Raw genomic sequence first — 12,807 nt, forward strand, 5'->3', positions numbered from 1 at the left:
GCCGCGCCGCGCCCGCCCCCGCACTGACAGGATGTCCGTACAGGGAACGGACGTTCGGGAGTGAGGCGGGGGACATGTGGGAGGCGCTCGACGCGGTGGACTGGCGGGCGTTGGGGACGGTGGGGCCGGACCATCCGGCCACCGACGTGCCGAAGGTGCTGCGCCGGATCGCCCGGGCGGACTCCACCACGCGTCCGGAGGCCGTGGAACGGGCGTGCGGCGACCTGCAGGACCTCGTCCTGGGGAGCACAGAGGTCGGCACGGCCGCGCTGCCGTTCGTGGTGGATCTGGCTCTCGACCCGGAGACTGTCCCACGGCCGTACCTGGTCGGTCTGCTGACGTCCTTGGCCGGAGACGGTGAGGGCGTCGACTCCGGACGGGCGGCGGTGTGGTGGCAGCAATGGCCCCGTATCCGAAGGCTGCTCGACGACGGGGACCCCGAGGTGCGGCGGGAGACCCTGTTGATGATCAGCGACCGGACCGAGCCCCTCCTCGAACGGTGGCACGTGGAGACGGACCCCTCCGTCCAGGTGGCCCTGTTGGTGGCGCTGGGTCGGGCCGCGGCCGACGAGGACCTCACGGAATCGACGCACGCGGAGGTACGCGCCGTGCTGGACGGGCTCCTCCACGATGAGAACCCGGTGCTCCGGGTGGCGGCCGTGGTCGCCTCGTCCCCTCTCGACCCCCAGGCGGTGCCGCGCGCCGTGCCCGAGCTGCTGGAGATCCTCACCGATCCCGTAGTCGCCCCGAGGTTCGGGGAGGTCTGGTACGCCCTGGAATGCGAGTACCCGTACGACCGCAACGACGTCGCCGAGTGGGTCGGGGGCCTGCTGGAGCCGGACCTGACGGCGGCCACCGCTTTCGTGGCCGCGCTGGCCGAGGCCGGGAGTCGGATGGACGACGCGGGGCTGCGCCGATGCGCGGTGGACCAGGCATGGCGACTGCTGTCGGCCCGGCCCTCCGTGGCGTCGGCCGTGCTGCCGCTCGCGGCCGGGCTGCTGGCCGACCCGGACGACGACGTGCGCTACAAGGCCGCGCACCTGCTGGCGGTGCTCGGCCGGGAAGCGGCCCCGCACGCCGACCGGCTCGCCGGCCTCCTCGACGACACCGGGGAATCGCGGTTCTTCGACGGCACCGTCGGTGACCACGCGCGGTGGGCCCTGACCCGGATCGGGGACCCTCGCGCCCTGCCCGATCTCGTCGAGCGGCTCGTGGCGCCCTACCGGGACATGCAGGGCCGGGGCTATGTCCCCAGCGATCCTCGGCAGCCGGACGTCGCCGACGTCCTGCGACCGCTGCGCGCACACGCCCGCGTGCTGCTGCCCGCGGTACGCGAAGCCCTCCAGGACGAGGTCTCCCGCGCGGGGTGGCTGGTCCAGGACCTACGGGACGTGCTGCACGCGTGGGGGGAGAACCCGCTGCTCCCCGGTGAGCTCACACCGTACCGGCAGCCGTGGGAACCACCGTTGCCGGAACCGGCGGAGGCTGCGGCGAGGGTACTGACCTATGCCGCCGACGGGCAGTGGCACGGGATGTTCACCACCGCCCTCGACGCGCTCACCCACCACGGACACCTCACCCCACCGGTCCGGGAAGCCCTCACGGCACTGAAGGCCGCGGACCGCCGGCTCTCGGAGCACGGCGACTACCGGGCGGTCCTCCAGGACGAGGAGATCCGCGCCCGGATCGACAGGTTGCTCGTGCTGCCGTAGCGCCGCCCACGATGGCCTCGGCAGGCAAGGTCGGACGGCAGGCAAGGGCCGGACGGCAGGCAGGGTCCGGACCGTCCGGGCCGGTCCGATGACGACGTACCGGCCCGGAGCCCGAACCTAGGCGGACCTGCGGCGCAGAGCCCGGCGGACCAGGTACAGGGCGACGAGCAGCACGATGACGACGAGCAGGACGATCAAGAGCGTCTTGAACACCCCGCCCTTCTTCTTCTTGCTCTTCTTGCCCTTCTTGGTCCCGTTCTTGCCCTTCTTGGTCCCGGTGGTGGCCCGGACCTGGGACGACATCGGTGCCTGGAGACCGGTCGCCACGCCGGCGCCGGCGAGAACCCCGCTCCGCGGGGGCGCCGCGGCGGCGGGAGCCTGCCGGGCGGCCGGAGCGGCCGCCGAGGCGGTGGCCGCAGGGCCCAGGAGCAGCCCGGCGAGCACGAAGAGCGGGATGAGTGCCGCCGCGACCGTCGGGCGCCTCTTCGGAATGCTGTGCGTTGTCACTGTTTCCCCTGTTCTCCCCTGCCCCGGCCGGGCCCGGTGGGATCCGGAAGGCCGTGGCTAGGAAGCATCGTCGACGAGTTCGACCGCCCCGGCAAGCACTTGGCGGCGGCGGGCGCGCTCACCCCGTACGGCGGGCTCAGATCCGTCGGTGCGCGACCGCCGCCAGGGTGTCCTTGACCTCCTGCACCACGCGGGCCGCGTCCTCGGGGTTGTTCACCACATCCGTGTGGTTCATGTCGATGACGAGGACCTCGCTGGCCGAGTAGTGCTTGTGCACCCAGTCGTCGTAGCCGGACCACAGCGTCCGGTAGTACTCGACGAGGCTCTCGTCCTGTTCGAAACCGCGACCCCGCAGCCCGATCCGGTGCAGCACCGTCTCGAAGTCCGCCTTCAGGTAGACCATGAGATCGGGCGCCTTGCGGTACGGCAGACCGTCGATCTCGCGCATCATCTCGCTCAGCAGCCCCTCGTACACCTGCATCTCGAGGGTGCTGATCCGGCCCAGGTCGTGATTGACCTTGGCGAAGTACCAGTCCTCGTAGATGGACCGGTCGAGGACGTTGTCCCCCTGCTTGTACGCCTCCTTGATCGAGGCGAACCGGGTCTGCAGGAAGTAGAGCTGCAGCAGGAAGGGGTAGCGCTTCGCCTGGATCTCTTCGGGGCTCGCCGTGTAGAAGAGCGGAAGGATCGGATTGTCGTCCACGCTCTCGTAGAAGACCTCGCTGCCGAGCTCCTTGGCGAGCAGCTCGGCCACGCTCGTCTTGCCGATTCCGATCATGCCTCCGACGCAGATCACTGACATACCTCACTTCTCCCTGGGGGTCTTCTGTTCGTGGGCGGGTGGGCTGTGGACCCCACACCACTGAGACGCACGCCGGCGGTCACGCGATTCCCCGGGATCTTCATGATCAGCGTCATATGGTCGCCGTCCGGACCAAGGCGCTGCCCGACTCGGACTGCGCTCCTCGACCGGTCGGCCCGACCGTTCCGCAGTCGCCGCGCACAGCGACGAGCCGCAGCCCAGCGGCCGCCTTGAATCTTAAGTGATGATCAGCCTCTCGCTGTCCGGAGTGCCGGGGCCGTCCACGGCCTGCTCTCCGGCGCCGGCCCCGCCGAGACCGCCGGATCCTGGGCCCCCGGCAGTGGCGGCACGACCAGGGCCGGTCGGTAAGGACGCCGTCCTGGACGTCGAGGTGGCGCGAGTAGGGTGTCGCCCGTGATCAGGGCCTCTTCCGGGCCCATCGGGATCACCCGCCCGACCGACCGCGAAGAGAATGGGCAGACCATGGCAGAGCGACGCATCGCGGTGTTCGGCGCCGGATACATCGGCCTGGTGACCGGCGCGTGCCTCGCCGAGCTGGGGCACCACGTGACGGTCCGGGACATCGACCCCGAACGCGTCCGCATCCTCCTCGCCGGTGACGTTCCCATCCACGAACCCGGGCTCGGCGACATGATCGCCCGGAACAAGGAACGCCTCACCTTCACCCAGGACCTCGACCAGGCGCTCACCGGCGCCGAGATCGCCTATGTCTGCGTGGACACCCCGCCCTCGGCCTCCGGCGACGCCGACCTCACCCGGGTATGGGCCGTCATCCGCTCCCTTGCCACGGCCCACGACCTGCGTGCCGTCGCCATGAAGTCCACGGTCCCCGTCGGTACCGGTGCCCGCGCCCGCGTCCTGCTGGACGAAATCGGGCTCTCCCACGTCGGCTACGTCTCCAACCCCGAGTTCACCGCCGAAGGTCGAGCCATCCCCGACTTCATGGCTCCGGACCGCATCGTGATCGGACAGGACGACGCTGCGGCCGGCGCCCTCGTCGCCGCCCTGCACACCGGCATCGACGCCCCCGTGGCCACGATGGACGTCAAGTCCGCCGAGATGGTCAAACTCGCCTCCAACGCGCTCCTCGCCACGAAGATCAGCTTCGCCAACGAGATCGCGACCCTGTGCGAGAACACCGGCGCGAACGTCACCGAGGTCCTCGGAGCCGTCGGCATGGACCACCGCCTCGGCGCCCACTTCCTCCGCCCGGGAATCGGCTGGGGCGGCTCCTGCTTCCCCAAGGACAGCGAAGCCCTGCGCCAGATGGCCTCCAACACCGGCTTCCACCCCCAGCTCCTCACCGCCGTGATCAACGTCAACAACATCCAGAAGCGCCGCGCGATCCAGCACCTCAAGGACGAGCTGGGCGACCTCGCCGGCCGGCACGTCGCCCTCCTGGGCATGGCGTTCAAGCCCGGCACCGACGACATGCGCGAGGCGCCGTCCACCGTGCTCGCCGGACGGTTGCTCGCCGAAGGCGCGCACGTACGCGCCTGGGACCCCCTGGCCCGCCCGGCCGCCGGGGAGCCGTGGGACTCCGTGGACCGCTTCCCGAGCCCGCGGCAGGCACTCGCCGGAGCGGACGCGGCCGTGATCGTGACGGAGTGGCCCGAACTCGCCGAGATCGACTGGACCGAGGCGTGCGGCGTCATGCGCACACCGGTCCTGTTCGACGGCCGTAACCTCCTCGACCCCACCCGCCTGCGTGAGATCGGATTCCGGTACACCTCCGTCGGACGCCCCTGACCCGTGTGGGCCTCGCACGCTCGGTGGGCCCCCTCGGGAGCTCGTTCTAGGCACGCCTATAGTTAGGGCACCCTAAGCAAGGACCGGCGCATGCTCGCGCCCCCGCCGGCCCTTGCCGAACGAGCAGAAACGGAACCCGTATGAGACCCGAGTCCACACCCCTCGTCTCCCCGCGCGCGGACGTCCTGACCGAAACCGTCGAAGGCTTCGGCACGGTCCGGTTCACCCCGGTCGACCCCGTCGTGGACTCCGCCGTGCTGCACTCCTGGGTCGTCGAGGAGCGCGCGCAGTTCTGGGGCATGAACGGCGCCAGCCGGGAACTGGTCCAGGAGATCTACGAGGACGTGGACCGCCGCGACACGCACCACGCGTTCATGGTCCGACTGGACGACGAGCCCGTGGCGCTCTTCCAGACGTACGAGCCCACCGAGGACCGGGTCAGCGAATGCTACGCGGTGCGGGAGGGCGACATCGGCGTCCATCTGATGCTGGCCCCGGTGACCGGCCGTCCCCGGCCCGGATTCAGCAGGACCCTGATCGGGTCGCTCATCCGGTTCACCTTCCGCGACCCGGCCGTCCTGCGCGCGGTGGCCGAGCCCGACGCCTCGAACGCCAAGGCGGTAGCCCTGCTGAACCGGCTCGGCTTCGTCCGCCAGGGCGAGATCACCCTCCCGGAGATCGACCTGCCCGAGGTGTACCTCCCGGAGAAGCGGGCCGTACTCGCCTTCCTCGACCGCCCCGCCGTACTCCCGACCGCGGCGGCGGTCGTTCACCCGACCTAGGCCGTCTCTGCCGGAACGCCGCCGTGCGCGCCCCTACTGGCTCGGGGCGCGCAGCAGGCTCGCCGGGAGGTAGCCGGAGCGCACATTCAGCTCCCAGCCGTGTGCGTGCACGGCGAGGGCTGCCAGGGCGACGACCGTGACCGGCAGCAGCGTCCTCGGCGCGGCATCCGGACCGGCACTGTCGCGGTGTTCCAGGAGACGGCTGGTCAGGGCCCGCTCGAACGCGGGTCGGTCGTCGTCGAGGAGTACGCGCAACAGTCGCTGGTCGGGGGTCTGCGAGCCCGCCGCGTCGAGCCGCGCGGCGGCCGCGGCGCGCTCCTCGGCCTCCGGCTTGCGCAGGGGCGGCACCCCGGACGCGACCCACGGCGAACGCGGCGTCTCCACCAGGTGGAGATAGCCGCACAGCGCGTCCATCTCGGCGAGTTCGGCCGGGTCGGACACCGAGCTCAAGGACGAGTACGGCAGTCCCGCGTGGAACATGGGAGCGTAGTCCTTCCCCAGCAGTGGACCGATCACCCGGGCCCGCTCCCACAGCAGCCCGGTGATCACGCTCAGCGCGAAGACGTCCACCCAGACCCGCGCCGTGGGCGCCTGGTCGACCGCGTCACCGAAGGCGAAGTCCTCGCTGCTGAGTTCCTCGTCGACGAGGGGGAAGAAGACCTAGAAGTCCCCGTCGGGGCATGTGCCGAGCGTCAGAACACCGAGCGCGCACTCGGCGGCCGTCCGCAGCGCCAGCCGGCCCGGCGCGCCGTCCAGTTGCGGATCCTGGAGGGTGAGGGCGCCGACATGGTCCAGGAGTTCGTCGCCCGTCTCCTGAATTCCCTTGATGGACAGGCTGTTGTAGCGCAGTCCGTGCCAGCGGCCGAACGTCCGCCGCCTGATGTCCTCCAGGGCTCGACCCGCCCGCTCCTCGCCGACCTCGTGACGCGTCACTTCCTGCACGGTGGCCATCCTCCCCGTAGGACGAGGCCGGCAGCACTCCCGCCGCCCTCGCCGCCGATCTTCGAGGTCCCATCCTCTCCGATCCCACCGACAAGCCACTCCTCAGGCCTCGACGCAGCAGCGCGCTTCAGAGCCGTGGGACGTCCGTCGCCTGCGAGTTCGCCCTGATCGGCACGACACCCCTAGTCCTTCGCCGCGGCCTCGGCATTGCGCCAGACCGTCACGTCGACGGTGATGAAGCCGGTTTCGTCCTTCCCGCCCGCCCTGCCGCGGAAGGTCGCCAGCGCGATGTGGCCAGCTTTGCTCAGCACGCAGACCTGCGACCCGTCCGTGAGCTGGTCGAGGCCGACCTTCTCGGTGAAGCGGGTCACGGCGCGGCAGGTCTCCAGGGAGCCCTTCTCGGAGTTGTTCAGCAGGACGATCTTGCCGTTCGCGGTACCGAACTTCTCGTCCCCGAAGAGGGTGTCGCGGTAGTAGAAGAGGTCCCCGTGCCCGTAGAGCACCCCCGCACCGGTCGGTTCCTCGGCCGGCCGCGGCGGGTTGTCGGCGAGCATCAGCTGGTGGTTCTGGGGCACTTCGATGCCCTGGTACGCCACCGGCTGCGGGTCGGGCTGCTTCTGCGAGGCGCCCGACGAGGCACTGCCGCCGTTCGAGGCCTTGTCGCCGCCACCCTTGGCGGAGCCGTCCGGCAGCAGGGACCCGATGACCGCGAGCCCGATGACCGCCGCCGCGACCGCCCCGATGACGATCAGTGCCGTCCGCTTGGGGCGCGGCGGAGCGGGCGGGCCGGGGGCGAAGCCCTGGGGGTGGAACGGCGGCGGCGTGCCGCGGCCGGGGGCGTACGAGGGCTGCGTGTACTGCGGGTGGCTGTACTGGGGCTGCTGCGGCTGCGGGTACGAAGGCTGCGCGTACGGGGGAGGCGTCGGGTAACCCGGCGGCACGGCCCCCGGAGCCCCCTGCGTCGGAGCCGTCTGCGTCGGCGCGGCGGCGGCCGGGCCGGTCGGCGTGTACCCGGGAGCGGCGGGCACCACGGGCGCACCCGGAGCCGGGGGCTGCGGCGAAACCTCGGTCGGAGTCGGAGTCGGTGCCGAGGCGGCCGTCGGCGGCGGGGTGGGCGCAGGCGCGGGCAGTTGCAGCCGTTCGGTGAGGGAACCGGCGACGGCCCGCGGCAGCCAGTCCTCGCCCTGGCGCAGCGGCACGTCCGAGGCCGCGTTGCACAGCTCGATGACCTCGGCCAGGGTCGGCCGGTCGGCCGGGTCCCGGCTGAGACAGCGGGAGACCACCGGCCGCAACTCCTCCGGCAGGGCGCTGAGGTCGGGGTCCTCGTGCACGATGCGGTAGAGCACCGCGTGCGAGGGCCCGTCGCCGAAGACGGACGCCCCGATGGCGCTGAAGGCAGCGATCTGTCCGAGGGCGAAGACGTCGGTCGCCGGGGTGACCGTGCCGGCCGAGGCCTGTTCGGGTGCCATGAACGCCGGGGTGCCGACGCTGACCCCGGTACTGGTCAGGGCGGTGGAGTCGGCGGCCCGGGCGATGCCGAAGTCGATGACGCGCGGGCCGTCGGAGGCGAGCAGCACGTTGGCGGGCTTCAGGTCCCGGTGGACGATGCCCGCGCCGTGGATGACGTGCAGCGCCTCGGCGACCCCGACGGTCAGCAGCAGCACGCTGCGCACCGGCAGCGCGCCGTGCCGGGCCACGGCGTGGGCGAGCGAGGGGCCGGGCACGTAGGCCGTGGCCAGCCACGGCTGGGCCCCTTCGGTGTCCGAGTCGATGACGGGTGCGGTGTAGAGCCCCTGGACCCGCTCCGCGGACCGCACCTCCTGCTGGAAGCGCCGCCGGAACTCGGGGTCCTCGCTGAACTCGGGCCGGATCACCTTGATGGCGATGGGCCGGCCGCCCGGAGTGTAGGAGAGGTAGACCTTGCCCATGCCGCCCGCGCCCAGCACGGCCGCCAGGCGGTAGCCGCCCACGACGGCCGGGTCGTCCGCCTTGAGCGGCTGGAAGAAGTCGGCGGAAGGTGCACTGCTCATGGGGACCCATCTCTGATTGCGGCGATCCAGCACCTGCCGGCGCCCCGAAGTCAACCGAGAGCGTACCCAATGCCCGGACGGTCCCCGCCCCGGACCGTCGGACCGCCGTGCCGTCCCCGGGAGTTGGCGGATCGGACGGCCCAGGAGGGCGCGGTGGCTCCGCCGCTACCAGCCGAAGCGGCGGTTGACCACGGCCGCGAACTCCTCGAACGTCAGCACGCGGTCGCCGTTCTGGTCGGCCGCGTCGAAGAGCGCCGAGGAGTCGTCGGTGCCCCCGACGCCCCAGAAGGGGATCGCTCCCTGCGCCGCGAGGGTCGGACCCTTGGAGCGCAGGGCGCCGATGACCTCGGCACGGGTCAGCGTGCCGTCCTGGTCGAGGTCGAGGGCGTCGAACAGGCGCCGGGCCTTCTCACTCATCACGTGGTCCTCTCAGCGGTCCACGCACCGCCTCCTGGGCGGCGCGTCCTGCACGGGAGGACGTCGTAGGGCCCGGCGGGGTTGCCCCCGCGGGGCCTCGGCTTCGAGGGGCCGGGTGTGCTCATGCCCGGCCCCCGGCCCCCTGGCGGTTGAAGGGCAGCCTGCCGAGGACGACCGCCATTCCGCAGCTGTCGGTGAGCGCGGAGAAGACCAGGCCGCCCCCGATCGCCGCGGACAGCAGTGCGAGGGAGGGGTGGAGGAGCAGCCCGAGGGCCAGGCCGAGCAGCACGGTGACGCCGGCGGTGAAGCGGACCTGGCGTTCCATCGCCCAGACGGCCCGCTTCCGGGAGCCGTCCGGGTAGTGGAGGCCGTGTCCCTCCGCGGCCCAGGCCTGGGTGCCGCCCGTCAGGCTCGACGCGGCGATGCCCTGGGAGGCCAGGGTCGCGGCGGCGTTCTCGGAGCGGGCACCGGAGGCGCACACCACGAGCAGGGGCCTGCGTTCGGCGGCCCGCCGCAGCTCCGGCAGGCTCCGTGCGAGCCGGTCGAGGGGGACGTTGACCGCGTCCGGCAGGTGGCCGGACGCGAACTCGCCCGGAGTGCGGACGTCGACGACGGTCAGCTCGCGCAGCCGCGGATGGGCCTGGCCGACGTCGAGGGGGGTGGGAACGCTCATGGCGGACCTGGTCCTAGGGGGAGGGGGAGGGGGAGCGGGGAAGGGCACGGCGGGGCGCGGACACGGGGTCCGGAGCGACGCGCGACGCCGTCGCCATGCCGGGGATGTTAGGCACCGGGGGACGGCCCGGCGAGGGATCGACGCACCCCGCCACGGGACTGCCACATCCCCGCAACAACCGGTGGCCCGAACGAGTGAAACCGCCCCCGAGTCACCAGGTGACGTACAGGTCCTGCGGTGAGCGGTGGATCAGCGTGGGTCGCATCCGCGGCGGTGGACGGTCGGCGTCCAGTCGAAGCTCCGGCACGCGCCGGACGAACAGGTCGAGTGTCAGCCGGAGCTGCTCCCGCGCCAGTTGGGAGCCCGGACAGCCGTGGGTCCCGTACCCGAAGGCGAGGTGTTGTCGGTTCCCGGGCCGGGTGATGTCGAACTCCCCGGGCCGCTCGTATCGTTCCTCGTCGCGGTTGCCCGAGCCGTACGCCACCAGTACGGCGGCCCCGGCGGGCAGTTTCGTCCCGGCGAGCGTCACCGGCCGGGTGGTGATCCGTCGGAAGGCCTGGATGGCGGTGTCGTGGCGGACGGCCTCCTCCACCGCCGCCGGGGCCAGGGACGGATCGGCGCGGAGCATCCGCCACTGCCGCCGGTCGGCGAGCAGGTGCAGCAGCATGGTGCCGATGAGCGCGCTCGTGGTGAGGAATCCGGCGATCAGCAGGTTCTGCAGGCTCGTCACCAGTTCGTGGCGCTGTTCGAGGGTGAGTTCGTCGTCACCGGGGGCCAGGGCGGCCACCATGGCCGAGCACATGTCGTCCCGGGGATGGGCGCGCCGGTCGCGGACGTACCCGTCCAGCAGGTGTTGGAGCGCGACCACGTCCTCGGCGGCCGCCAGCTGGCCCTCCGGCGGCAGCGGGCGGAACAGCAGCTCCTCGGCGCGGTAGCCGCCGTGCACGGCCGCGGGCACGTCGGCGGGGTCCAGCCCGATCAGCCGGCCGACCACCATCCCGGGCAGCTGCCGGGCGTACGCGGCCACCAGCTCCGCCGACCCGTCCGCCGCGAGGCCGTCCACCAACTCGCTCGCGCACGTGCGGGCGTACGGCACCAGCGCCGCCACCCGGCCGGCGGACAGCCCCCGGTTCAGCGGGGCCCGGTGCCGACGGTGGGCCGCCCCGTCGCTGGACACCACGGTGGGTCGCGGCCCGAACCCCCGAGGCAGGACGCCGAGCGCCGCCTGCGAGAGCGGGATATCCGGCAGCAGGGCGTTGGCCGAGGAGAAGTCCTCCGCGCGCAGCAGCACCTCCCGTACGTCCCGGTCACGCGCCACCAGCCACGCGTCGAACTCGGGTACGTACATCAGCCCTTCGGCCCGGCGTGCGCGGTCGTAGAGCGGATAGGGGTCGCGGTACAGCTCGTCACGCCGCGCCTGGTCGTCGTGCCACGTCACGGGGGCCTCCGGATCACGGTCGGGACCGGGCGGGGTGCGCCGCCGCGGGTGACCTCCGGTGCGCCGGGTCATCCTGCCCGAAACCCGCCGGGCCCGGTAGGGCGCCTGCCGCGAGGAACCCGGCCGGGCGGGAGCGGGCACGCCTCGGCGCGTCGGACGCGTTTTTGTCCGCAGGGTAGAAGCCTTGCCCAGATCAGCGCCGTGCGCGGTAGCCTCCACAGAGGGGTCGGACTCCGGAAAAACTTTTCCGAAAGTGTGCGTTCGGAGCGCGTCGCGCGCGGAATCGACCGGTATGCACGGCCCCGCGGACACCATGGACCTGCCGTCGTCTGCGCACCGCGCACTCCCTGGAGGGACACACGTGAAGGACTCGAAGGACAGGCTGGAAGCACTGCGGGCCGAGATCGAGCGCCGCAACCCCGCGCAGCCCGAGTTCCACCAGGCGGTACGGGAGGTCCTGGAGACCCTGGCCCCCGTCTTCTCCGCCCGGCCCGAGTACGCCGACCCGGCCGTGGCCCTCGTGGAGCGGCTCACCGAGCCCGAGCGGCAGATCCTCTTCCGCGTGCCGTGGCAGGACGACCGGGGTCGGGTCCACGTCAACCGCGGCTACCGCGTCGAGTTCAACAGCGCGCTCGGCCCGTACAAGGGGGGCTTGCGCTTCCACCCGTCGGTGGACATCGGCGTGGTGAAGTTCCTCGGCTTCGAGCAGATCTTCAAGAACGCCCTGACCGGCCTCGGGATCGGCGGCGGCAAGGGCGGCAGCGACTTCGACCCGCACGGCCGCTCCGACGCCGAGGTCATGCGGTTCTGCCAGTCCTTCATGACCGAGCTGCACCGGCACATCGGAGAGCACACCGACGTGCCCGCCGGGGACATCGGTGTCGGCGGCCGCGAGATCGGCTACCTCTTCGGCCAGTACCGGCGCATCACCAACCGCTGGGAGGCCGGGGTCCTGACCGGGAAGGGGCAGGGCTGGGGCGGCTCCGCGATCCGGCCCCAGGCGACCGGCTACGGCAGTGTGCTGTTCGCCGCCGAGATGCTGGCGGTCCGCGGTGAGTCGCTGGACGGGCTGACCGCGGTGGTCTCCGGCTCCGGCAACGTGGCGCTGTACACGATCGAGAAGCTGCAGCAGCTCGGCGCGAACCCGCTGACCTGCTCCGACTCCCAGGGCTACGTCGTCGACGACAAGGGCATCGACCTCGCGCTGCTCAAGCAGGTCAAGGAGGTCGAGCGGGGCCGCGTGAGCGAGTACGTGGCGCGGCGCGGGTCCTCGGCGCGGTTCGTGCCCGGTGGGCGGGTCTGGGAGGTGCCGGCGGACGTCGCCTTCCCCTCTGCCACGCAGAACGAACTGGACGCGCCGGACGCCCGTACGCTCGTCGCGAGCGGGGTCAAGGCGGTCTCCGAGGGTGCCAACATGCCGACCACCCCCGAGGCCGTACGGATCCTGCAGGAGGCCGGGGTCGCGTTCGGGCCCGGCAAGGCCGCCAACGCGGGCGGGGTGGCGGTCAGCGCCCTCGAGATGAGCCAGAACGCCGGCCGGGTGGCGTGGAGCGCGCAGCGGGTCGAGGACGAGCTGGCGGGCATCATGCGCTCGATCCACGCCGTGGCGTACGAGACCGCCGAGCGGTACGGGGCCCCGGGCGACTACGTCACCGGCGCGAACATCGCCGGGTTCGAGCGGGTCGCGGACGCGATGCTGGCGCAGGGCGTCATCTGATCCGACGCCCGCCGCCC

At 72.1% G+C, this 12,807-nt stretch carries 11 protein-coding genes and 1 pseudogene; 4 read left to right on the plus strand and 8 right to left on the minus strand.

What is annotated here, in order from left to right:
- Positions 1 to 74: 74 nt before the first annotated feature.
- Positions 75 to 1,712 carry a HEAT repeat domain-containing protein gene (locus AB8A24_RS24715; RefSeq protein ID WP_369477688.1) on the plus strand — a complete coding sequence of 546 codons (1,638 nt, stop codon included), beginning with the start codon at positions 75 to 77 and terminating at the stop codon, positions 1,710 to 1,712.
- A 117-nt stretch (positions 1,713 to 1,829) separates the two neighbouring features.
- Here AB8A24_RS24715 and AB8A24_RS24720 read toward each other — a convergent pair whose 3' ends face one another.
- A complete protein-coding gene (locus AB8A24_RS24720) occupies positions 1,830 to 2,219 on the minus strand; it encodes a hypothetical protein (protein WP_369477689.1) in 390 nt (129 codons plus the stop codon).
- 136 nt (positions 2,220 to 2,355) lie between these two features.
- Complete coding sequence (locus AB8A24_RS24725; protein WP_369477690.1) at positions 2,356 to 3,021, minus strand: deoxynucleoside kinase; 666 nt, start codon at positions 3,019 to 3,021, stop codon at positions 2,356 to 2,358.
- A gap of 483 nt (positions 3,022 to 3,504) precedes the next feature.
- Here AB8A24_RS24725 and AB8A24_RS24730 point away from each other — a divergent pair, with 483 nt between their 5' ends.
- Together AB8A24_RS24730 and AB8A24_RS24735 are read left to right on the plus strand one after the other, a co-directional pair.
- A complete protein-coding gene (locus AB8A24_RS24730) occupies positions 3,505 to 4,791 on the plus strand; it encodes a UDP-glucose/GDP-mannose dehydrogenase family protein (protein WP_369477691.1) in 1,287 nt (428 codons plus the stop codon).
- Positions 4,792 to 4,931: 140 nt separating this feature from the next.
- Entirely contained in the window at positions 4,932 to 5,573 is a 642-nt protein-coding gene (locus tag AB8A24_RS24735; RefSeq protein ID WP_328964886.1) for a GNAT family N-acetyltransferase, read from the plus strand.
- 33 nt (positions 5,574 to 5,606) lie between these two features.
- On the opposite strand, the pseudogene AB8A24_RS24740 reads toward AB8A24_RS24735, so the two are convergent.
- From AB8A24_RS24740 to AB8A24_RS24765, 6 genes and pseudogenes are all read right to left on the minus strand, one after another.
- A pseudogene (locus AB8A24_RS24740) lies at positions 5,607 to 6,146 on the minus strand (Imm49 family immunity protein); the annotation flags it as partial.
- 87 nt (positions 6,147 to 6,233) lie between these two features.
- A complete protein-coding gene (locus AB8A24_RS24745; RefSeq protein WP_369477692.1) occupies positions 6,234 to 6,515 on the minus strand; it encodes a hypothetical protein in 282 nt (93 codons plus the stop codon).
- A 182-nt stretch (positions 6,516 to 6,697) separates the two neighbouring features.
- Positions 6,698 to 8,545 carry a serine/threonine-protein kinase gene (locus AB8A24_RS24750; protein ID WP_369477693.1) on the minus strand — a complete coding sequence of 616 codons (1,848 nt, stop codon included), beginning with the start codon at positions 8,543 to 8,545 and terminating at the stop codon, positions 6,698 to 6,700.
- 165 nt (positions 8,546 to 8,710) lie between these two features.
- Complete coding sequence (locus AB8A24_RS24755) at positions 8,711 to 8,962, minus strand: EF-hand domain-containing protein (protein ID WP_030764319.1); 252 nt, start codon at positions 8,960 to 8,962, stop codon at positions 8,711 to 8,713.
- 121 nt (positions 8,963 to 9,083) lie between these two features.
- Positions 9,084 to 9,635 carry a rhodanese-like domain-containing protein gene (locus tag AB8A24_RS24760; protein ID WP_328964889.1) on the minus strand — a complete coding sequence of 184 codons (552 nt, stop codon included), beginning with the start codon at positions 9,633 to 9,635 and terminating at the stop codon, positions 9,084 to 9,086.
- Between the two features lie 211 nt (positions 9,636 to 9,846).
- Positions 9,847 to 11,073 (minus strand): cytochrome P450, encoded by a 1,227-nt coding sequence (locus tag AB8A24_RS24765; protein ID WP_369477694.1) that lies wholly within the window; start codon positions 11,071 to 11,073, stop codon positions 9,847 to 9,849.
- 313 nt (positions 11,074 to 11,386) lie between these two features.
- On the opposite strand from AB8A24_RS24765, the gene gdhA reads away from it, so the two are divergent.
- Positions 11,387 to 12,790 (plus strand): NADP-specific glutamate dehydrogenase, encoded by a 1,404-nt coding sequence (gdhA, locus tag AB8A24_RS24770; protein ID WP_369477709.1) that lies wholly within the window; start codon positions 11,387 to 11,389, stop codon positions 12,788 to 12,790.
- Positions 12,791 to 12,807 lie beyond the last annotated feature (17 nt).

This window comes from Streptomyces sp. BF23-19, from assembly GCF_041106355.1.
In the GTDB taxonomy this organism is placed as follows: Bacteria; Actinomycetota; Actinomycetes; order Streptomycetales; family Streptomycetaceae; genus Streptomyces; species Streptomyces virginiae_A.